26 protein-coding genes are annotated in these 21102 nt (G+C 63.4%); 25 read left to right on the plus strand and 1 reads right to left on the minus strand.

From position 1 onward, the window contains the following. Positions 1 to 23: 23 nt before the first annotated feature. From FHW58_RS19335 to tatC, 25 genes are all read left to right on the plus strand, one after another. Positions 24 to 1487 (plus strand): glutamate synthase subunit beta, encoded by a 1464-nt coding sequence (locus FHW58_RS19335; RefSeq protein ID WP_179674807.1) that lies wholly within the window; start codon positions 24 to 26, stop codon positions 1485 to 1487. Between the two features lie 247 nt (positions 1488 to 1734). Next, a complete protein-coding gene (locus FHW58_RS19340; RefSeq protein WP_179674808.1) occupies positions 1735 to 2550 on the plus strand; it encodes an ABC transporter ATP-binding protein in 816 nt (271 codons plus the stop codon). Continuing rightward, positions 2547 to 3332 carry a lipid asymmetry maintenance ABC transporter permease subunit MlaE gene (mlaE, locus tag FHW58_RS19345; protein ID WP_179674809.1) on the plus strand — a complete coding sequence of 262 codons (786 nt, stop codon included), beginning with the start codon at positions 2547 to 2549 and terminating at the stop codon, positions 3330 to 3332. Before FHW58_RS19340 ends, mlaE begins: the two co-directional genes overlap by 4 nt. Before the next feature lie 39 nt (positions 3333 to 3371). After that, on the plus strand, positions 3372 to 3842 hold the full coding sequence (gene mlaD / locus FHW58_RS19350; protein WP_179674810.1) for an outer membrane lipid asymmetry maintenance protein MlaD: 471 nt from the start codon (positions 3372 to 3374) through the stop codon (positions 3840 to 3842). Continuing rightward, positions 3842 to 4648 (plus strand): VacJ family lipoprotein, encoded by an 807-nt coding sequence (locus tag FHW58_RS19355; protein WP_179674811.1) that lies wholly within the window; start codon positions 3842 to 3844, stop codon positions 4646 to 4648. The genes mlaD and FHW58_RS19355 overlap by 1 nt, the downstream gene beginning before the upstream one ends. A 29-nt stretch (positions 4649 to 4677) precedes the next feature. Next, positions 4678 to 5319, plus strand: coding sequence for a phospholipid-binding protein MlaC (locus FHW58_RS19360; RefSeq protein WP_179674812.1), 642 nt, complete (start codon positions 4678 to 4680; stop codon positions 5317 to 5319). Between the two features lie 9 nt (positions 5320 to 5328). Next, positions 5329 to 5754: a lipid asymmetry maintenance protein MlaB gene (locus tag FHW58_RS19365; RefSeq protein ID WP_179674813.1), complete on the plus strand. Its 426-nt coding sequence runs from the start codon at positions 5329 to 5331 to the stop codon at positions 5752 to 5754. A 171-nt stretch (positions 5755 to 5925) separates the two neighbouring features. Beyond that, on the plus strand, positions 5926 to 6840 hold the full coding sequence (locus tag FHW58_RS19370) for an ABC transporter ATP-binding protein (protein ID WP_179674814.1): 915 nt from the start codon (positions 5926 to 5928) through the stop codon (positions 6838 to 6840). Next, positions 6837 to 7604 carry an ABC transporter permease gene (locus tag FHW58_RS19375; RefSeq protein WP_179674815.1) on the plus strand — a complete coding sequence of 256 codons (768 nt, stop codon included), beginning with the start codon at positions 6837 to 6839 and terminating at the stop codon, positions 7602 to 7604. The genes FHW58_RS19370 and FHW58_RS19375 overlap by 4 nt, the downstream gene beginning before the upstream one ends. A gap of 13 nt (positions 7605 to 7617) precedes the next feature. Then, positions 7618 to 7854, plus strand: a complete 237-nt coding sequence (locus FHW58_RS19380) for a BolA family protein (protein ID WP_179674816.1) — start codon at positions 7618 to 7620, stop codon at positions 7852 to 7854. Positions 7855 to 7856: 2 nt separating this feature from the next. Next, on the plus strand, positions 7857 to 9107 hold the full coding sequence (gene murA / locus FHW58_RS19385; RefSeq protein WP_179674817.1) for a UDP-N-acetylglucosamine 1-carboxyvinyltransferase: 1251 nt from the start codon (positions 7857 to 7859) through the stop codon (positions 9105 to 9107). A 112-nt stretch (positions 9108 to 9219) separates the two neighbouring features. Beyond that, complete coding sequence (hisG, locus tag FHW58_RS19390; protein WP_090190679.1) at positions 9220 to 9885, plus strand: ATP phosphoribosyltransferase; 666 nt, start codon at positions 9220 to 9222, stop codon at positions 9883 to 9885. Further along, positions 9882 to 11198, plus strand: a complete 1317-nt coding sequence (gene hisD / locus FHW58_RS19395) for a histidinol dehydrogenase (RefSeq protein ID WP_179674818.1) — start codon at positions 9882 to 9884, stop codon at positions 11196 to 11198. The genes hisG and hisD overlap by 4 nt, the downstream gene beginning before the upstream one ends. Further along, positions 11195 to 11989: a site-specific DNA-methyltransferase gene (locus FHW58_RS19400; protein ID WP_179674819.1), complete on the plus strand. Its 795-nt coding sequence runs from the start codon at positions 11195 to 11197 to the stop codon at positions 11987 to 11989. The genes hisD and FHW58_RS19400 overlap by 4 nt, the downstream gene beginning before the upstream one ends. A 13-nt stretch (positions 11990 to 12002) precedes the next feature. After that, positions 12003 to 13097, plus strand: a complete 1095-nt coding sequence (gene hisC, locus FHW58_RS19405; RefSeq protein ID WP_179674820.1) for a histidinol-phosphate transaminase — start codon at positions 12003 to 12005, stop codon at positions 13095 to 13097. A gap of 18 nt (positions 13098 to 13115) precedes the next feature. Next, positions 13116 to 13706 carry an imidazoleglycerol-phosphate dehydratase HisB gene (gene hisB / locus FHW58_RS19410; RefSeq protein WP_092280997.1) on the plus strand — a complete coding sequence of 197 codons (591 nt, stop codon included), beginning with the start codon at positions 13116 to 13118 and terminating at the stop codon, positions 13704 to 13706. Positions 13707 to 13713: 7 nt separating this feature from the next. Next, positions 13714 to 14352, plus strand: coding sequence for an imidazole glycerol phosphate synthase subunit HisH (gene hisH, locus FHW58_RS19415; RefSeq protein ID WP_179674821.1), 639 nt, complete (start codon positions 13714 to 13716; stop codon positions 14350 to 14352). A gap of 29 nt (positions 14353 to 14381) precedes the next feature. Further along, positions 14382 to 15170, plus strand: a complete 789-nt coding sequence (gene hisA, locus FHW58_RS19420; RefSeq protein ID WP_179674822.1) for a 1-(5-phosphoribosyl)-5-[(5-phosphoribosylamino)methylideneamino]imidazole-4-carboxamide isomerase — start codon at positions 14382 to 14384, stop codon at positions 15168 to 15170. Position 15171: 1 nt separating this feature from the next. Next, positions 15172 to 15945, plus strand: coding sequence for an imidazole glycerol phosphate synthase subunit HisF (hisF, locus tag FHW58_RS19425; RefSeq protein WP_179674823.1), 774 nt, complete (start codon positions 15172 to 15174; stop codon positions 15943 to 15945). Further along, positions 15942 to 16367: a phosphoribosyl-AMP cyclohydrolase gene (gene hisI / locus FHW58_RS19430; RefSeq protein ID WP_179674824.1), complete on the plus strand. Its 426-nt coding sequence runs from the start codon at positions 15942 to 15944 to the stop codon at positions 16365 to 16367. The genes hisF and hisI overlap by 4 nt, the downstream gene beginning before the upstream one ends. Beyond that, positions 16364 to 16702, plus strand: a complete 339-nt coding sequence (locus FHW58_RS19435; protein WP_179674825.1) for a phosphoribosyl-ATP diphosphatase — start codon at positions 16364 to 16366, stop codon at positions 16700 to 16702. The genes hisI and FHW58_RS19435 overlap by 4 nt, the downstream gene beginning before the upstream one ends. 12 nt (positions 16703 to 16714) lie before the next feature. Further along, a complete protein-coding gene (locus tag FHW58_RS19440) occupies positions 16715 to 17083 on the plus strand; it encodes a histidine triad nucleotide-binding protein (RefSeq protein ID WP_179674826.1) in 369 nt (122 codons plus the stop codon). A gap of 115 nt (positions 17084 to 17198) precedes the next feature. Further along, the gene (gene tatA, locus FHW58_RS19445) at positions 17199 to 17402 is read left to right on the plus strand and encodes a Sec-independent protein translocase subunit TatA (protein ID WP_179674827.1); all 204 of its coding nucleotides are present in this window, start codon (positions 17199 to 17201) and stop codon (positions 17400 to 17402) included. 12 nt (positions 17403 to 17414) lie between these two features. Further along, on the plus strand, positions 17415 to 17948 hold the full coding sequence (gene tatB / locus FHW58_RS19450) for a Sec-independent protein translocase protein TatB (protein WP_179674828.1): 534 nt from the start codon (positions 17415 to 17417) through the stop codon (positions 17946 to 17948). Next, complete coding sequence (gene tatC / locus FHW58_RS19455) at positions 17949 to 18707, plus strand: twin-arginine translocase subunit TatC (RefSeq protein ID WP_179674829.1); 759 nt, start codon at positions 17949 to 17951, stop codon at positions 18705 to 18707. 303 nt (positions 18708 to 19010) lie between these two features. Here the strand turns inward: tatC and FHW58_RS19460 are convergent, their stop codons facing one another. Then, on the minus strand, positions 19011 to 20945 hold the full coding sequence (locus tag FHW58_RS19460) for a DUF885 domain-containing protein (RefSeq protein WP_179674944.1): 1935 nt from the start codon (positions 20943 to 20945) through the stop codon (positions 19011 to 19013). Between the last annotated feature and the right edge of the window lie 157 nt (positions 20946 to 21102).

The following is a 21102-nucleotide window of genomic DNA, read 5'->3' on the forward strand; positions in this document are numbered from 1 at the left end:
CAAAGATTACGAAGGAAAATATTGTGGGTAAAATCACCGGCTTCATGGAATTCCAGCGTCAGGAAGAAGGCTATCTGCCGCCAGCGACGCGCCTGAAAAACTACGCGGAATTCGTCATTCCGCTGACCAACGAGCAAGCCAAGATCCAGGGCGCGCGCTGCATGGACTGCGGCATCCCGTTCTGCAACAACGGCTGCCCGGTCAACAACATCATCCCGGACTGGAACGACCTGGTGTATCGCGGCAACTACCGCGAGGCGCTGGACACGCTGCACTCGACCAACAACTTCCCGGAATTCACCGGCCGCATCTGCCCGGCGCCGTGCGAGGCCGCCTGCACGCTGGGCATCAACGAGGACCCGGTCGGCATCAAGTCGATCGAGCACAAGATCATCGACGAGGGCTGGGAACACGGCTGGGTGGTCCCCCAGCCGCCAAGCCAGCAGACCGGCAAGAAAGTGGCGGTCGTCGGCTCCGGTCCGGCCGGCCTGGCCGCAGCCCAGCAGCTGGCGCGCGCCGGCCACGCCGTCACGGTGTTTGAAAAGGCCGACCGCGTCGGCGGCCTGCTGCGTTACGGCATTCCCGACTTCAAGATGGAAAAGTCGCACATCGACCGCCGCGTCAAGCAGATGGAAGCCGAAGGCGTGACCTTCCGCACCAGCGTGCTGATCGGCAAGGACTTCCCGGCCAACGTCAATAACTGGGCCAAGGAAACCATCTTCCCGGAAGACCTGGAAAAAGACTTCGACGCCATCGTGCTGGCCGGCGGTTCGGAAAGCCCGCGTGACCTGCCGGTGCCCGGCCGCGAGCTGAAGGGCGTGCACTTCGCCATGGACTTCCTGCCGCAGCAAAACAAGGTCAACGCCGGCGACAAGCTGAAAGACCAGATCAAGGCCACCGGCAAGCACGTGGTGGTGATCGGCGGCGGCGACACCGGTTCCGACTGCGTTGGCACTTCCAACCGCCATGGCGCCGCCTCGGTCACCCAGTTCGAGCTGATGCCGATGCCGCCGGAGCAGGAGAACAAGCCGCTGGTGTGGCCGTACTGGCCGACCAAGCTGCGCACCTCGTCGTCGCACGAGGAAGGCTGCGAGCGCGACTGGGCGGTGGCCACCAAGCGCCTGGAGGGCAAGGGCGGCAAGGTCGAGAAGCTGGTCGCCTGCCGCGTCGAGTGGAAAGACGGCAAGATGACCGAGGTGCCGAATTCGGAATTCGAGATGAAGGCCGACCTGGTGTTCCTGGCCATGGGCTTCGTCTCGCCGGTGGCCAATATCCTGGACGCGTTCGGCGTCGACAAGGATGCGCGCGGCAACGCCCGCGCCAGCACCGATGGCGAAGGTTGCTACAAGACATCCGCACCGAAGGTGTTTGCCGCCGGCGACATGCGCCGCGGCCAGTCGCTGGTGGTGTGGGCGATCCGCGAAGGCCGCCAGTGCGCGCGCGCGGTGGACGAGTTCCTGATGGGCAGTTCCGAGTTGCCGCGTTGATTCCCTGAGGCGGCGACCAGGCGCGGCCTGGTTCTGTGCCGGACACGGACGGGCGATCCCCGGCTGTGTCCGGTTTTTTTATGCGCCGCGTCCCTTGCACCTGCCGGTGGGGGTGTAACATTTAGTGCCGGGTGTAAATTGCTGACTTTGGGTTCATTAGTGTTGTATTATCTGCCATTCGTGGTCCGCCCGGGGCGGCGTCCTGCAGAGATTGACCTTTCTGCACTACAATACGGCATTCCAAAAAATGAGTTCAGTCGTGCCAAATCTAGTCGAAATCCGTGATTTACACTTCACCTATGGCAAGCGCGCGATCCTGACGGGCTTGAACATGGACTTCCCGCGCGGGAAGGTGATTGCGGTCATGGGCGGCTCGGGCAGCGGCAAAACCACGGTGTTGCGCCTGATCGGCGGCCAGTTGCGTCCGCAGCGCGGCCAGGTCAAGGTCCAGGGCCAGGTGGTCCACAAGCTGAATACCGCCGGCCTGTACCTGCTGCGCCGCAAGATGGGCATGCTGTTCCAGCACGGCGCGCTGTTTACCGACCTGTCGGTGTTCGAGAACGTCGCCTTCCCGCTGCGCGAGCACACCGACCTGCCGGAGGAGCTGATCCGCAACCTGGTGCTGATGAAGCTGCAGGCGGTGGGCCTGCGCAACGCCGCCAAGCTGAAGCCCGGAGAAATCTCCGGCGGCATGGCGCGCCGCGTGGCGCTGGCCCGTTCGATCGCGCTGGACCCGGAACTGATGATGTATGACGAGCCGTTCGCCGGCCTGGATCCGATCTCGATGGGCGTCACCGCCAACCTGATCCGCAACCTGAACACGGCGCTGGGCTCGACTACCATCCTGGTGTCGCACGACGTCAAGGAAAGCTTTGCCATCGCCGACTATGTGTATTTCCTGTCGCAGGGCAAAATTGTTGCGCATGGCACGCCGGCTGAAATGAGCGTGTCCACCGATCCGTATGTGAAGCAGTTCGTCAACGCAGAAGCCGACGGCCCGGTGCCGTTCCATTATCCAGGCAAGTCCCTGGCCGACGATCTGGGCCTGGGAGTGCATGTATGAGTGTCAAGAATTGGTTGTCCCGCCTGGGCGCGCCGCTGCGCGACTACGTGGAAAGCATCGGCTATGGCGCGCGCACGCTGGCCACCATGCTGGGCCTGTCGCCGGGCCTGCTGAAGCGCCCGCGCCTGGTGATCGAGCAGCTGCATTTCATCGGCAATTACTCGATGCTGATCATTACCCTGTCCGGCCTGTTCGTCGGCATGGTGCTGGGCCTGCAGGGCTATTACACGCTGAATAAATACGGCGCCGAGCAGTCGCTGGGCCTGCTGGTGGCGCTGGGCCTGACCCGCGAGCTGGGCCCGGTCATCACCGCGCTGCTGTTCGCCGGCCGCGCCGGCACCTCGCTGACCGCCGAAATCGGCCTGATGAAGGCTGGCGAGCAGCTGTCGGCGATGGAAATGATGGCCGTCAACCCGATCCAGCGCGTGCTGGCGCCGCGCTTCTGGGCCGGCGCCATCTCGGTGCCGCTGCTGGCCTCGGTGTTCAGTGCCGTGGGCGTGCTGGGCGGCTGGCTGGTCGGCGTGCAGCTGATCGGCGTCGACGACGGCGCGTTCTGGTCGCAGATGCAGGGCGGCGTCGATTTCTGGAAGGACATCGTCAACGGCTTCGCCAAGAGCGTGGTGTTTGGCGTGGCGATCACCTTCATCGCGCTGTACCAGGGGTACGAGGCGCAGCCGACGCCGGAGGACGTGGCGCGCGCCACCACCCGCACCGTCGTGATCTCATCGCTGATGATCTGGTGGCTGGACTTCATGATGACGGCGCTGATGTTCAGCAAGTAAAAGCTTAGGAATTGAGATAGGATTTGAGGAATAATAACTATGCAACGTAAATCTCTGGATATCTGGGTCGGTCTGTTCATCGTCATCGGCGTGGCCGCACTGATGTTCCTGGCGCTCAAGGCGGGCAACACCAGTTCTCTGTCCTGGGGCAAGACCTACGCCATCACCGCCAAGTTCGACAACATTGGCAGCCTGCGCCCGCAAGCGGCGGTCAAGGCGGCCGGCGTGGTGGTCGGCCGTGTGGGAGAGATCAAGTTTGATGACAAGAGCTACCAGGCACTGGTAACCTTGAATATGGAAGAAGCTTATAAATTTCCCAAGGACAGCTCGGCCAAGATTCTGACGGCCGGCCTGCTGGGCGAACAATACGTCGGCATTGAAGCCGGCGGCGATACCAACAATCTGGTGGCCGGCGACAAGATCGCGCGCACCCAATCGGCTACCGTGCTGGAAGACCTGATCAACCAGTTCATCTACAGCAAAGCCGCCGAAGGAAAGGACGACAAATAATGAGCCGTACCGTAAAACAATTCCGCCAGGCCGCGCTGGCGCTGGGCGTCACCGCACTGCTGGCCGGGTGCGCCGGCCCCAATCCGCGCGACCCGTACGAGGGCTACAACCGCGCCATGTTCAATTTCAACGACAAGGTCGATGAATACGCGTTGAAACCGGTGGCCAAGGGCTACAAGGCCGTGACCCCGAGCTTCGTGCAGACCGGCGTGGGCAACTTCTTCGGCAACCTCAGCGACGCCTGGACCGCGATCAACCAGTTCCTGCAAGGCAAGCCGGCCGACGGCATGTCGGACGTCACCCGCTTCACGCTGAACTCGACGCTGGGTATTCTCGGCCTGTTCGACATCGCCTCGGAAGCCGGCCTGCCGAAGCACAAGGAAGACTTCGGCCAGACGCTGGGCACCTGGGGCGTAAGCTCCGGCCCGTACCTGGTGCTGCCGCTGCTGGGCCCGTCCACCGTGCGTGACACCGTGGCGCTGCCGGCCGACATCGCCGGCGACATCTGGCGCTACAAGGATCCGACCTGGGTCCGCAACAGCGGCACCGTGCTGCGCGTGGTCGACACCCGCGCCCGCCTGCTGGACGCGTCGAGCCTGCTGGAAGACGCCGCCCTGGACCGCTACGAGTTCCTGCGCGACGGCTTCCTGCAGCGCCGCGAGAGCCAGATTCACCCGGACGGCGACGGTGCGCCACGTAAAGTCGAAAAAGATGATACTGCCGACACTTCTGCGCCGGTGTCATCCGAACCGGCCGCAAAAGCGTTAAACTCCGGCACACCGGCTGCACAACCTGACAGCCAGTGACCCGAAGAACCACTGATAAGGCTTAGACAATGAAATTTATCAAACAATTTATCGCTTTGGCCACTGTTGCACTGGCGTTCAACGCCGCCCACGCCGCCGACGAGGCGCCCGACGCGCTGGTCAAGCGCATCAGCTCGGACGTGCTCAACACCGCCAAGAGCGACAAGGCCATCCAGGCCGGCGACACCAAAAAAGTCATCGACCTGGTGGAAACCAAGATCCTGCCGTACGTCGACTTCCAGCGCATGACCTCGCTGGCGGCCGGCCGCTTCTGGCGCGAGGCCACCCCGGACCAGCAAAAGGCGCTGACCGAGCAGTTCCGCCAGCTGCTGGTGTTCACCTACTCGGGCGCGCTGTCCCAGGTGAAGGACCAGACGGTGGAGTTCAAGCCGCTGCGCGCCGATCCGGGCGACACCGACGTTGAAGTGCGCTCCCAGGTGATCCAGTCCGGCGGCGAGCCGATTCCGCTGAACTACCGCGTGGCCAAGGGCCCGCAAGGCTGGAAGATCTACGACATCAACGTGCTGGGCGCGTGGCTGGTCGAGACCTACAAGGGCACGTTCGCTTCGGAAATCTCGAAAGGCGGCATTGATGGCCTGATCAAGGCGCTGACCGAGAAAAACAAGAAACTGGCCAGCAAGCCCCTTAACACCGCCGCCCCAAAGAAGTAAACTGACGCCATGAACGCCGTTACCGATCCCATCGACAACCTGCAGTCGCTCACGTCCCTGACCGTGCTCAACGCCTCGGCGGCGCTGGAGCGCGGCTATGCCGCCCTCAAGGCCGGCCAGACCGTGTTCGACCTGCGCCATGTGTTGACGGTGGATTCGGTGGCGGTGTCGGTGATGCTGGCGTGGCAACGCGCCGCCCACGATGCCGGCGTCACGCTGCAACTGAAAAACCTGCCGCCGGCGCTGCAGAGCCTGACCAAGCTGTACGGCGTGTGCTCGCTGGTGTTCCCGACCGACGTCAAGCTGGAGCAGGACGCCGCCGGCGCGCCGCGCAATCCGGCGCACGATGAATTTGCGCCCGCGAAGGCGCCCGACACGGTGTTCGCCCCGAAGACCGCGGTGGAAGCCGACAGCGCTTCGCACCATCACCATTGACCTCCGCCCCACCCCGCCGCTTCGCAGTGAGAACTGCGTAAATCCCCGGTCCGGCTCGGACCGATTGAAATTCCAATATAATTGAACGTTGCCACAGCCGCAGCGCCGTGGCCCCCGCAGCACTGACGCGCGTGCCGGCCCGGCCGCCGCAACCTTAACGATAAGTCAAGCATGACAGCAATCCAAATTAGCAATGTCGAGAAGCGCTACAAGTCGCTCCAGGCACTGGGCGGCGTGTCCCTCAGCATCGAAGAGGGCGAGTTCTTCGGCCTGCTCGGTCCGAACGGCGCCGGCAAGACCACCCTGATCTCCATCATCGCCGGCCTGATCCGCCCGGACGCCGGCGCGGTCAAGATCCACGGCCACGACGTGGTCAGCGATTTCCGCGCAGCGCGCAAGAAGCTGGGCGTGGTGCCGCAGGAACTGGTGTTCGACCCGTTCTTCACCGTGCGCGAAACGCTGCGCCTGCAATCGGGCTACTTCGGCCTGAAGAATAACGACGCCTGGATCGACGAGGTGATGCACAACCTCAACCTGACCAACAAGGCTGACACCAATATGCGCGCGCTGTCCGGCGGCATGAAGCGGCGCGTGCTGGTGGCGCAGGCGCTGGTGCACAAGCCGCCGGTGATCGTGCTGGACGAGCCGACCGCCGGCGTCGACGTCGAGCTGCGCCAGACGCTGTGGCAGTTCATCACCCGCCTCAACCGCGAAGGCCACACCGTGGTGCTGACCACCCACTACCTGGAAGAGGCGCAGGCCATGTGCAAGCGCGTGGCCATGCTCAAGCTGGGCCAGGTGGTGACGCTGGACACGATGGCCTCGCTGGTGCGGCGCATCTCCGGCTCGCAGCTGATCGTCAACCTCACGCACGGCGACCTGCCGGACGAGCTGCGCGCGCTGATCACGCACCCGGAAACCTCCGAGCACGGCAAGAAGTACAGCCTGCGCATCAATGAATACCCCGAAGTCGAACAGATCCTGCGCCGCCTGCGCGAGTCGGGCGCCATCGTCGACGAAATGCAACTGCAACAAGCGGATCTGGAAGACATCTTCATCCAGATCATGGAAAAAGGTACCGTATGAACTTCCTCTCCGCCGGCTTCCGCACCCTGGTCTACAAGGAGACCCTGCGCTTCTGGAAAGTCGCCACCCAGACCATCGCCGCGCCCATCCTGACGGCGATGCTGTACCTGCTGATCTTCGGCCACGTGCTGGAGGGCCGCGTCAATGTCTACGACGGCGTCAGCTACACCTCGTTCCTGATTCCCGGCCTGGTGATGATGAGCGTGCTGCAGAACGCGTTTGCCAACTCGTCGTCGTCGCTGATCCAGTCCAAGATCACCGGCAACCTGGTGTTCGTGCTGCTGACGCCGCTGTCGCACTGGGAGATTTTCTCGGCCTACGTGATCGCCGCCATGGTGCGCGGCATCGTGGTTGGCCTGGGCGTGTTCCTGGTGACCGCGTGGTTCGCCCACCTGTCGTTCGCGGCGCCGCTGTGGATCATCGTGTTTGCGCTGCTGGGCGCCGCCATCCTCGGCACCATGGGGTTGATCGCCGGCGTCTGGGCCGAGAAGTTCGACCAGCTGGCCGCGTTCCAGAACTTCCTGATCGTGCCGCTGACCTTTTTGGCCGGCGTGTTCTACTCGATCCACTCGCTGCCGCCGGTATGGCAGGCGGTATCGCATCTGAATCCGTTCTTCTACATGATCGACGGCTTCCGTTATGGCTTCTTCGGCCAGTCCGACGTCAACCCGCTGGCAAGCCTGGGCATTGTGGCCGGCTTCCTCGCGGTGCTGTCGTTGCTGGCGATTCGTTTGCTGCGCAGCGGTTATCGCCTGCGCCACTAATTAGGAAAATATCATGGTCACTACTCCTGAACTGATCCACGGCTACATCTCGGCCGGTCTCGAATGCACCCACCTGGAAGTGGAGGGCGACGGCCAGCACTTCCAGGCCATCATCGTGTCGCCGGCGTTCGCCGGCAAGCGCCCGATCCAGCGCCACCAGCTGGTGTACGCGGCGCTGGGCGACCGCATGCGCGAAGAGATCCACGCGCTGTCGATGAAAACCCTCACCCCTGAAGAATACCAAGGATAAGCATGGACAAGCTTCTGATTCAAGGCGGTAACCGCCTGCAAGGCGACATCACCATTTCCGGCGCCAAGAACGCGGCGCTGCCTATCCTGTGCGCCGGCCTGCTGACGTCGGGCGACGTCGAGCTGTCCAACGTGCCGCACCTGCACGACGTCTCGACCATCCTCAAGCTGTTGGGCGAAACCGGCCTCAAAGTCACGCAGGACAACGACAAGGTCACGCTGAACGGCAGCGCCATCACCAAGCTGGAAGCGCCGTACGACCTGGTGAAAACCATGCGCGCCTCGATCCTGGTTCTGGGTCCGCTGCTGGCGCGCTTCGGCGAAGCCAAGGTATCGCTGCCGGGCGGCTGCGCCATCGGTTCGCGTCCGGTGGACCAGCACATCAAGGGTCTGCAGGCGCTGGGCGCCGACATCACCGTCGAAGGCGGCTACATCTACGCCAAGTGCGCCAAGCTGAAAGGCGCGCGCATCGTCACCGACATGATCACCGTGACCGGCACCGAGAACCTGCTGATGGCCGCCACGCTGGCCGAGGGCGAAACCATCCTCGAAAACGCCGCCTGCGAACCGGAAGTGACCGACCTGGCCAACCTGCTGGTGGCCATGGGCGCGAAGATCGAGGGCATCGGCACCAACCGCCTGGTGATCCAGGGCGTCAGCGAACTGCATGGCGCGAAGCATGCCGTGATTTCGGACCGCATCGAAGCCGCGACCTTCCTGTGCGCGGTGGCGGCCACCGGCGGCGACATCACCATCCGCAACACCCGTGTGGACATCATGGACGCGGCGCTGGACAAGCTGCGCGAGATCGGCCTGCAGCTGACCATCGGCGACAATTGGATCCGCGCGCAGATGGACAAGCGTCCGGCGCCGGTGACTTTCCGCACCACCGAATACCCGGGCTTCCCGACCGACATGCAGGCGCAGTTCATGGCGGTGAACACCATCGCCGACGGCGCCAGCCGCGTGACGGAAACCATTTTTGAAAACCGCTTCATGCACGTGCAGGAGATGAACCGCCTGGGCGCGCAGATTGAAACCGATGGCAACACCGCCTTTATCAAGGGCGTGGAACAGCTGGTCGGCGCGCCGGTGATGGCGACCGACCTGCGTGCCTCCGCTTCGCTGGTGATCGCCGGCCTGGCGGCGCGCGGTGAAACGCTGATCGACCGCATCTATCACCTGGACCGCGGCTACGATCAGATGGAAGTCAAACTCTCCGCCGTAGGCGCCAACATCAAGCGTATCAAGTAACGTCGTTCCAGCGAAAGCTGGAACCCATAGAACGCATGAGCTGTGTTGGCGCATGTGTTCTATGGGCCCCGGCTTTGGCCGGGGTGACGGGGCTAACTTAGGATATATTTTTATGAGTGCATTCCAAGCCGACTCCCAGCAGCTGATACTGGCGCTGTCGAAGGGCCGCATTTTCGAGGACACCCTGCCGCTGCTGGAAGCGGCTGGCATCACCGTCACCGAAAACCCCGAGACCTCGCGCAAGCTGATCCTGCCGACCAACGATCCCAACGTGCGCGTGCTGATCGTGCGCGCCACCGACGTGCCGACCTACGTGCAGCATGGTGCGGCGGACTTCGGCGTGGCCGGCAAGGATGTGCTGCTGGAGCACGGCGGCGAAGGCCTGTACCAGCCGATCGACCTGCACATCGCCGAATGCCGCATGTCGGTCGCGGTGCGCAACGGCTTCGACTACGAAACGGCTGTGCGCCAGGGCGCGCGCCTGCGCGTGGCCACCAAGTTCGTGGAAACCGCGCGCGCGCACTTCGCCAAGAAGGGCGTGCACGTCGACCTGATCAAGCTGTATGGCTCGATGGAGCTGGCGCCGCTGGTCGGCCTGTCGGACGCCATCGTCGACGTGGTCAGCACCGGCAACACGCTGCGCGCCAACGACCTGAAAGAGGTCGAGGCCATCATGGATATTTCGTCGCGCCTGATCGTCAACCAGGCCGCATTGAAGATGAAACGCGAACGCCTGCAGCCTATCATTGAAGCATTTGAACGCGCATCCAAAAAATGACCGCCATGATTACCAAGCTCGATTCCAGCCAGGCCGATTTCAAACAGCGCCTGGACACCCTGCTGGCGTTTGAAGCCAGCACCGACGACGCCATCGAATCGGCCGTCGGCAAGATCCTCGCCGACGTCAAGGCGCGCGGCGACGCCGCCGTCCTCGAATACACCAACAAGCTCGACCGCCTGCCGAACGGCGGCGCCACCGGCATGGCCGCGCTGGACGTCTCGCAGGAGGAACTGCAAGCCGCACTGGCCGCGATCCCGGCCGCGCAACGCGCCGCGCTGGAAGTCGCCGCCCAGCGCATCCGCGTGTTCCACGAACGCCAGAAGCAGGAACTGAATGGCTTCACCTACACCGAGCCGGATGGCACGGTGCTGGGCCAGCGCGTGACGCCGCTGGACCGGGTGGGCATCTACGTCCCGGGCGGCAAGGCGGCCTACCCGTCGTCGGTGCTGATGAACGCGATTCCCGCGCACGTCGCCGGCGTCCAGGAAATCATCATGGTGGTGCCAACGCCGGACGGCGTGAAGAACCAGATGGTGCTGGCCGCTGCCGCGATTGCCGGCGTTACCCGCGTGATCACCATCGGCGGCGCGCAGGCGGTGGGCGCGCTGGCCTACGGCACTGAAACCATACAACCGGTCGACAAGATCGTCGGCCCGGGCAATGCCTACGTGGCGTCGGCCAAGCGCCGCGTGTTCGGCGTGGTCGGCATCGACATGATCGCCGGCCCGTCGGAAATCCTGATCGTGGCCGATGGCAGCACCGATCCTGACTGGGTCGCCATGGACCTGTTCTCGCAGGCGGAGCACGACGAGCTGGCGCAAGCCATCCTGCTGTGCCCGGACGCGGACTACCTCGCCAAGGTCGAAGCCAGCATCGCCAGGCTGTTGCCGACCATGCCGCGCCAGGAAGTCATCAAGACCTCGCTGGGCGACCGCGGCGCGCTGGTCAAGGTGCGCGACATGGACGAGGCCTGCGCCATCGCCAACAGCATCGCCGCCGAGCACCTGGAAATCTCCGCCGCCGAGCCGCAGCAATGGGCCGACAAGATCCGCCACGCCGGCGCCATGTTCCTCGGCCGTTTCTCGTCCGAGTCGCTGGGCGACTACTGCTGCGGCCCGAACCACGTGCTGCCGACCTCGCGCACCGCGCGCTTCTCGTCGCCGCTGGGCGTGTACGATTTCCAGAAACGCTCGTCGGTCATCATGGTCAGCGAAGCCGGCGCGCAAACGCTGGGCAAGGTCGCGGCCGAACTGGCGTACGGCGAAGGTCTGCAGGCGCACGCCCGCAGCGCGGAGCTGCGCCTGAAATGACCGCCAGCTGGATCAATCAGGTCTTCTGTGAGGATGCGCTGGCCGGCCTGGCGCGCATCCCGGAGGGTTCCATCGATCTGATACTGACCGATCCGCCCTACAACCTGGGCAAGGACTACGGCAACGGCTCCGACCAGCAAACGGTGGACGAATACCTGCGCTGGACCGAGCAGTGGATAGACGCCGCCCTGCCCAAGCTCAAGCCCAACGGCAGCTTGTACATCTTCCTGACCTGGCGCTTTTCGCCGGAGATTTTCGTCATGCTGAAAAAGCGCATGACGATGATGAATGAAATTATCTGGGACCGCCGGGTGCCGTCGATGGGCGGCAGCGTGCGCAGCTTTTCGTCGGTGCACGACACCATCGGCTTCTTCGTGCGCCGCAAGGATTATTACTTCGACCTGGATGCGGTGCGCATTCCGTACGACGCCGAAACCAAGAAGGCGCGCTCGCGCTCCATCTTCATCGGCGCCAAGTGGCTGGAAGTCGGCTACAACCCCAAGGATTTGTGGAGCGTGTCGCGCCTGCACCGCGAGCACCCGGAGCGCGCCGACCATCCAACGCAAAAGCCGCTGGAAATCATCGAGCGCATGGTCAAGGCCTCGTGCCCGCCGGACGGCGTGGTGCTGGACCTGTTCATGGGCAGCGGCACCACGGCCGTGGCGGCCAAGCGCTGCGGCAGGAATTACGTCGGCTTCGAACTGAATCCCGAATACTGCGCCATCATCAACGAACGGCTGGCGGCGCCGGAAGTCCCCGTCAAGAAATCACGAACCTTAGTCAACTCATAGGAGCCCAAGTAAGATGTCCCCCATCGACACGCTGGTCAACAGCACCATCCGTCCCGATGTGAGAGCCGTGGCAAGCTATCACGTCGCCGACGCGAGTGGTTTCATTAAACTGGATGCGATGGAGAACCCTTACCACCTGCCGCATCATCTGCGCGAGGACCTCGCGCAGCGGCTGGCCGACGTCGCGCTCAACCGCTACCCGGTGGCGTCGTACGCCAGCATCAAGCGGCGCATCGTCGACAAACTGGGCGTGCCGGCCGGCCATGACGTCATCCTCGGCAATGGCTCGGATGAGCTGATCTCGATTTTGTGCATGGCCTGCGCCATGCAGGACCGCCGCGCCACCGTGGTGGCGCCCACGCCCTCCTTCGTCATGTACCAGCGCTCGGCGCAATTCGCCGGCATGGACTATGTCGGCGTGCCGCTCAAGGCCGACATGACGCTGGACCTGCCGGCCATGCTGGCGGCGATCGCACAGCACAAGCCGTCGCTGGTGTTCCTGTCCTACCCGAACAACCCGACCGGCAACCTGTTCGCCGCAGAGGACATCGTCGCCATCATCCGGGCGCTCGACGGTTTCGGCCTGGCCGTGGTGGACGAGGCCTACGAGCCGTTCGCGCAGCAGACCTTCATGCACCGCCTGCCGGAATTTGCCAACCTGGTGGTGATGCGCACCGTGTCGAAGCTCGGCCTGGCCGGCATCCGCCTCGGCTACCTGTCGGCGGCGCCGCAATTGCTGGCGGAATTCGACAAAGTGCGGCCTCCTTACAACATCAACGTGCTGACGCAGGTGGCGGCCGAATTCGCGCTGGATCACGTGGAGGTCTTGAACCAGCAGGCGGCGGCGTTGCGCGCCGCACGCGCCGATCTGACGGCTGCATTGGCCCGTATGCCGGGCGTGGAGGTGTTCCCGTCGGCGGCGAATTTTATCTTGATCCGGGTGCCCGATTCCGATGATGCCCACGCGAAACTCCTGTCTCACAAGGTTTTAATTAAAAATGTGAGTAGAATGCATGGTGTGCTGGCCAATTGCTTACGCATCACCGTCAGCACCCCGGAAGAAAATTCCGCCTTCCTCGATGCTTTCGCCGCATCGCTGGCAGCCTGAGACCATCGCGAGCCTTTCATGAACCGCACCGCAGAAATCATCCGCAACACCAACGAGACGCAAGTCCGCGTCTCCATCAACCTGGACGGCACCGGCAAGCAAAAGCTGAACACCGGCGTGCCTTTCCTTGACCATATGCTGGACCAGATCGCCCGCCACGGCCTGTTCGACCTCGAAGTCGAAGCCACCGGCGACATCCATATCGACAACCACCACACGGTGGAAGATGTCGGCATCACGCTCGGCATGGCGGTGGCCAAGGCCATCGGCGACCGCAAGGGCATCGTCCGTTACGGCCACTCGTACGTGCCGCTGGACGAGGCGCTGTCGCGCGTGGTGCTGGACTTCTCCGGCCGGCCGGGCATCGAGTACCACATCCCGTTCACGCGCGCGATGATCGGCACCTTCGACGTCGACCTGACGCTGGAATTCTTCCGCGGCTTCGTCAACCACGCGCTGGTGACGCTGCACATCGATAACCTGCGCGGCACCAACGCCCACCACCAGTGCGAGACGGTTTTCAAGGCCTTCGGCCGCGCGCTGCGCATGGCGTCCGAGCTCGATCCGCGCGCCGCCGGCACCATCCCGTCGACCAAAGGCACCCTGTAAAAACACCATGAAAAAAATCGTAGTAGTTGATTACGGCATGGGTAATCTGCGCTCGGTCGCGCAGGCGCTGCGCGCCGTGGCGCCGGAAGCCCATGTGCTGATCTCGGGCGCGGTGGCGGACATCGCATCGGCCGACCGCATCGTGCTGCCCGGCCAGGGCGCCATGCCGGACTGCATGCGCAGCCTGCGCGAGTCCGGCGTGCAGGATGCCCTGCTGACGGCGGCCAGGAACAAACCTCTTATGGGAGTGTGCATCGGCGAGCAAATGCTGTTTGATATGAGTGAGGAAGGCAATGCCGCCGGCCTGGGCCTGTTACCCGGCAAGGTGGTGCGCTTCCAGCTGGATGGTCAGACGCAGGAGGACGGCTCGCGCTTCAAGGTTCCGCAAATGGGATGGAACCAAGTGATGCAAACGACGTCTCATCCGATGTGGCAGGATATTCCGGACAACGCCTGGTTCTACTTCGTGCACAGCTATTTTGCGCAGCCGGAGCAGGCGGCGCACACGGTAGGCCAAACGGTCTACGGTGCGCCGTTCAGTTGCGCCGTGGCCCGTGATAATATTTTTGCGACCCAGTTCCACCCGGAGAAAAGCGCCGCGGCCGGACTGCAGCTGTACAAAAACTTTGTTCACTGGAACCCTTGATTTCACTTTCACACTTTATTTAAACCATCATGCTGCTCATTCCTGCCATCGACCTCAAAGACGGTCACTGCGTTCGCCTGAAACAGGGCGATATGGAACTCGCCACCGTATTCTCCGAAGATCCGGCCGAGATGGCCCTGCATTGGCTGAAGCAAGGCGCGCGCCGCCTGCACCTGGTGGACCTGAACGGCGCCTTTGCCGGCAAGCCGAAGAACGAGGCCGCCATCAAGGCCATCCTGCGCACCGTGCAGGCATACGCGGAAGAGCATGACCTGGACGAGATTCCGGTGCAGCTGGGCGGCGGCATCCGCGACCTCGACACCATCGAGCGCTACCTGGACGCCGGCATCACCTACGTCATCATCGGCACCGCCGCCGTGAAGGAGCCGGGCTTCCTGCACGACGCCTGCGGCGCCTTCCCGGGCCACATCATCGTTGGCCTGGACGCCAAGGACGGCAAGGTCGCCACCGACGGCTGGAGCAAGATGTCCGGCCACGAGGTCATCGACCTGGCCAAGAAATTCGAAGCCTATGGCGTGGAATCGATCATCTACACCGACATCGGCCGCGACGGCATGATGGGCGGCGTCAACATCGAGGCCACCGTCAAGCTGGCGCAGGCGGTCAAGATCCCGGTGATCGCCTCCGGCGGCCTGCACAACCTGGCCGACGTGGAAGCGCTGTGCGCGGTGCAGGACGAGGGCATCGAGGGCGTGATCTGCGGCCGCTCGATCTACGAAGGCACCATCGACCTGGCCTCGGCGCAGGACCGCGCCGATGAGCTCAGCGGCGACCTCATCGAGGAAGAAGACGAATAATATGCTGGCCAAACGCATCATCCCCTGCCTCGACGTGACCGACGGCCGCGTCGTCAAAGGCGTCAACTTCACCGAGCTGCGCGACGCCGGCGACCCGGTGGAAATCGCCCGCCGCTACGACGAGCAGGGCGCCGATGAACTGACCTTCCTCGACATCACCGCCACCAGCGACAACCGCGGCCTGATCCTCGACATCATCGAGGCGGTGGCGTCGCAGGTGTTCATTCCGCTGACGGTGGGCGGCGGCGTGCGCGAGGTGGCCGATGTGCGCCGCCTGCTGAACGCCGGCGCCGACAAGGTCAGCATGAACTCGTCGGCGGTGTCGAATCCGCAGCTGGTGTACGAGGCCTCGCAAAAGCATGGCTCGCAGTGCATCGTGGTGGCCATCGACGCCAAGCAGACCGCGCCCGGCAAGTGGGAAGTGTTCACCCACGGCGGCCGCAAGGCCACCGGCATCGACGCCATCGAGTGGGCAAAGAAAATGGAACAGCTGGGCGCCGGCGAGATCCTGCTGACCAGCATGGACAGGGACGGCACCAAGTCCGGCTTCGACCTCGGCCTGACGCGCGGCGTGTCCGACGCCATCAGCATTCCGGTGATCGCCTCGGGCGGCGTCGGCGGCCTGCAGGACCTGGCCGACGGCGTCAAGCTGGGCAAGGCCGACGCGGTGCTGGCGGCCAGCATCTTCCACTACGGCCAACACACGGTGCAGGAAGCCAAGCGCTTCATGGCGCAGCAGGGCATCCCGATGCGCCTGGATGGGGTGGCGGCATGAACGCACCGGTGCAACCGAAGGCCGCGTGGCTGAAGAAAGTCAAATGGGACGAGCACGGCCTGGTGCCGGTGATCGCCCAGGAGGCCGGCACCAACGACGTGCTGATGTTCGCCTGGATGAACCGCGAGGCGCTGGCCAAGACGGTCGAGCTGGGCGAGGCCGTGTACTGGAGCCGCTCGCGCAAGAAGCTGTGGCACAAGGGCGAGGAGTCCGGCCACGTGCAGAAGGTGCTGGAGGTGCGGCTGGACTGCGACGAGGACGTAATCCTGCTGAAGATCGAGCAGGCCGGCGGCATCGCCTGCCACACCGGCCGCCACTCCTGCTTCTTCCAGAAATTCGAGGGCGATGCCCAGGAAGGCGACTGGCAGAACACCGAGCCAGTGCTGAAAGATCCATCCGATATTTACAAGGCAGGCAAATGAGCACCATCCTGGACCGTTTGGCCGGCGTGATCGAATCGCGCAAGCTGGCCAACGGCGGCGACCCCGCCACCTCCTACACCTCCAAGCTGTTCAGCAAGGGCGACGACGCCATCCTGAAAAAGATCGGTGAGGAGGCCACCGAGACCGTCATGGCCGCCAAGGATGCGCGCGCCGGCGGCGACAGCGGCAAGGTGCTGTACGAAGTGGCCGACTTGTGGTTCCATACGCTGGTGCTGCTGGCCCAGTTCGACCTGAAGCCGCAGCAGGTGCTCGATGAACTGGCGCGCCGCGAGGGCGTGTCCGGCATCGAGGAAAAAGCGTCCCGCACAGATTAACCGGAGCCCCGCGTGGAAAACTGCATCTTTTGCAAAATAGCTGAAAAGAAAATCCCCTCCACCACCGTGTACGAAGACGACGAGTTGCTGGCCTTTAAGGACATCAACCCGGCCGCGCCGGTGCACCTGCTGGTGATTCCGAAGAAACATTTCTCGACGCTGCAGGATGCGGCGGCGGAGCCGGCGCTGCTGGGCAAAATGTTGGCGCTGGCACCCCGTCTGGCAGGGGAAAACGGCTGCGCGGTCAGCTATGATGCTGAGGGTAAGCCGTCGGGTGGCTTCAAGACGCTGATTAACAGTGGGCCGGATGGCGGCCAGGAGGTGTACCATGTGCACCTGCACGTGATCGGCGGCCCGCATCCGTGGCGCGGACAGCGTTGAATCGCGCCGGACCGGCCTTATTTACCTGACAGACTGCGCTTCGCGTATACTATCGCCGTAGTTCTGGGAATCAACGAATAAATCTGGGGCGCACGCGCTCCGCAAGGGGAAGATGATGGGTTCTTTTAGTATTTGGCACTGGCTGATCGTTCTGGTAATCGTCATGCTGGTGTTCGGCACCAAGAAACTGGGCAATATGGGCTCGGACATCGGCAAGGCCGTCAAGGGCTTCAAGGATGGCGTGAAGGGCACCGACGAAGAGAAACCAGCCGCCCCGGCGCCTGGCACCATCGACGTCGACGCAAAAGAGAAGAAGTAATCCGCGCTTCTTATGATCGATCTCGGTCTTACCAAACTTGCTGTCATCGGCGTGATTGCGCTGGTCGTGATCGGTCCGGAGAAGCTGCCCAAGGTGGCGCGCATGGCCGGCACGCTGTATGGCCGCGCGCAGCGCTACCTGAATGACGTCAAGTCCGAAGTCACGCGCGAAATCGAGCTGGAGGAGCTGCGCAACCTGCAGAAGGAAGTGCAGGACGCCGCCCAGGCCATGAAGACCGACGTGGAGAATTCGATTTCGCAAAACGTGGCCGAGGTCGAGGGCGCGTTCCGCGAGGCGTCGGATGACCTGTTGTCGTCGGTGACGGACAGCGGCTCGTCGTACACCGCCGCCGCCGCGTTCAACAGCGCCACCACCGATGACCTGGCGCGCAAGGCGCGCGAGTTCCGCCGCAAGAAGCTGGTGCGCAATTCGGCCATTCCCAACTGGTACAAGCAGCGCCATGGCGGCAAGACGCACGTGACCTCGGGCGCGGCGCGCGTGGCGCGTTTCCGTCCGCGTGGCACCACCAACAGCTCGTTTTATTAAATGACTACTCCTACCCAGGGCGAAGAGACCTTTATCTCTCACCTGATCGAACTGCGCGACCGCTTGGTCAAGGCGTCGATCGGCATTGCGCTGGTTTGCATCGGCTTGATGATCTGGCCGGGGCCTTCGCACATCTACGACATCATCGCCGAGCCGATGATACGCTCGCTGCCGACCGGGTCGAAGATGATCGCCACCGGGGTGATTTCGCCGTTCCTGGTGCCGATGAAGGTGACGCTGGTGATCGCCATCATCATCTCGCTGCCGTGGGTGCTGTATCAGCTGTGGGCATTCGTGGCGCCGGGCCTGTACGCGCATGAGAAGCGGCTGATCGCGCCGCTGGTGATCTCGTCGTCGGTGCTGTTCATGTCGGGCGTGGCGTTCTGCTATTTCCTGGTGTTTGGCCGGGTGTTCCAGTTCATTTCCGAGTTCTCGCCGCAGTCGATCGCGGTCACGCCGGACATTGAAAACTACCTGGATTTCGTGATGTCGATGTGCCTGGCGTTTGGCGCGACGTTCGAGGTGCCGGTGGTGGTGGTGATCCTGGTGCGCATGGGCCTGGTGAGCGTGGCCAAGCTGAAGGAGATCCGTCCTTACGCGATCGTCGGCGCCTTCGTGGTGGCGGCGATTGTGACGCCGCCGGATGCGGTGTCGATGTTCTCGCTGGCGATTCCGATGTGCCTGCTGTTTGAACTGGGCCTGCTGGTGGCGCCGCTGTTCGTGCGCATGTCCACCGCGCCGGAAGAAGAAAAAACCTGATTACGCGCAGTCATGTCTGTACGCAGCATTTCGATGCGGACGATCATGTCTGTGCGCAGCAGCACCAGCTCGCTTGGCGCGACCGTGGCTTCGTCCATGGCCTGCGTGAGCGCCTGGGCTTGCGCTTCGGCCTGGTCTGGTGGGATGCCTGCTTCAATCAGGCTTCTGGTGTACTGCAGGGTGTCGAATTTGATCGGCATGTTCATGGCACCTCCCCGATTTGATCGTAACAGAAAACGGCTGACGTACAGCCGTTCCCCGTCGTATCGAATCACCTGCCCATCCGTTTGAGCGAACCCAAGACTACTGCGTCATCAAACCCTTGATCACCCGCACCGGCGCGCTGCCGTAGCTGAGGAATTGCTCGTGGAATTGCTTCAGGTTGAAGCTGGCGCCCAGTTGCTGCTTGCGCTGCTCGCGCAATTCCATGATCTCGCTGTAGCCGCTGAAATAGCTGGTCAGCTGCACCGACGACACCTGCACCCGGTGCCACTTCTCCACCGCCTCGCTGCGCGTCTGGAACGCCTGGCGCGTCAGCAGATCAATGGCCTGCTCCTCCGTCATGCCCAGCACATGCACGCTGTAATCGAGGATGGTATTGGTCACGCTGCGCAGATTCCACTTCGACCACATCAGCCACATCTCCGGCGCGTTGTCGCCATAGCCGGACTCCAGCATCATGCGCTCGCCATACACCGCCCAGCCCTCCACCATCGCGCCATTGCCAAAGATCGACTTGACGATCGACGGCGACCGGTTGGCGTACACCAGCTGCGCATAGTGGCCCGGAATCGCCTCGTGGATATTCAGGATCTGCAGTATCCAGTAGTTGTACTCGCGCAGGCTGCTCTCGGCCGCTTCCGGCGTCGCGCCATCCAGCGGCGTCACGTTGTAGAAGGTGCGGTCCTGCGGACGATATGGCCCCGGCGCATCGATGCTGGCGCCGGCCACGCCGGCCGCGTACGCCGGCGTCGCGCGCACCTCCAGCGGCTTGTTCGGGTCCAGCGTCAGCAGGTTATGGCTGACCACCCAATCCTGCAGCACCGGAATCTGGCGCTTGATCTCGTTGACGAACTCCTCGCGCGCCACATGGCGCTCGGACAGCTTGTCGATCACCATGCCGATCTTGGCAAAGCGGTCGCTCGGCTTGGCGGTGCTGCCCATGGTCTTGTCCCACAGTTCGTCGGACAGCTTGTCCATATTCGCCAGCAATTCCTCGCGCGCCGCCAGCGCCTTTTGATAGGTTTGCTCGGCGGTGCTGCCCGACTGGATATCGTAGGCAAACTTCTGCTCATACAGCTCTTTGCCCAGACGGAAAGTGCGGCGGCCGCGGGTATCCATCTGCTTGTCCATCTCGGTCAGGAAAGCGACATAGTTGTCGATGGCCGTCAGCGCCGCGTTGACGCGCTGCGTGTACAGTTGCTTCTCCACCGGCGTCAGGATCGACGCCTGGGCCACCTTGTCGACCTCGGTCAGCAGCGCCTGCACGCCGGGCGCCTGGGCGATGGCCAGGCGCGTATGCTCGCGCGTCGGATTGACGATGTTGGCGCGCGCCGCGTCGTAATAGGCCGGAATGCTGGCGATGCGCTTCAGCAGCGTGCGCAGGCGCTGCGGCTGCGCCGCGTACTCGGTATGCAGCACCAGGTCGATCGGCCCGGCGACGTTGTAGCTGGCTGGATTCCACTCCCACTCGCGCAGCGTGGTCAGGCGCCAGCGGTCGGCCTCCAGCTTGTTGACCAGCATGCCCAGGTCGGTGCGCTGCTTGGCCGACAGCTGGTTGGTCTTGACCGCGCCAAAGCGCTGCAGCCAGTCGTTGATGAAGGCCAGTTCCTTGTCGCGCTCGTCCTTGCTGGGCACGGTCAGCACGGCGGCGGTGTCGTACTTGCCGGCGTAGATCGCGCTTTCCGAATCGATGCGCCACAGCGCGTTGAGGAACTGGTTGCTGAGGTTGTCGAACTGGCGGTCGGCCCAGCGGTCCGACGCCACCTTCAGCGCCGGCACGGCGGCAGCGGCGGCCACCGCGCCGCGCGTCTTGCCGGTCGCCCTGGCGCTGGCGGTCTTGCCCTTGCCGCCCTTGGCGGACTTGACGGCAGATTTGGTGCTCTTGGCCTTGGAGGTACTGGCCTTGGCGCCGCTCTTCTTGGTTGGCGCGGCTTTGTGGTGGTGGGTCGCGGCGCCGGCTGGCGCGGCGGCCAGTGCCGCCATCAGCGCAGCCAGTGCGAATGTTGTCTTGATCATCATGTGCAGCCTTGTGTCTGAAGCGGTGGAGATTATCACTAATCCGACCGCTTGAGAGCGCTCGATACAAGACAAAACATTAAGCAAAAGGAATTTCGGTTTCCTGATCGTCAATCAAATCGAGGTCGGCGCCTGCCCCACCGGCACCGGCGATGAA

This window comes from Duganella sp. 1224 (assembly GCF_013408245.1).
Classification (GTDB): Bacteria; Pseudomonadota; Gammaproteobacteria; order Burkholderiales; family Burkholderiaceae_D; genus Rugamonas.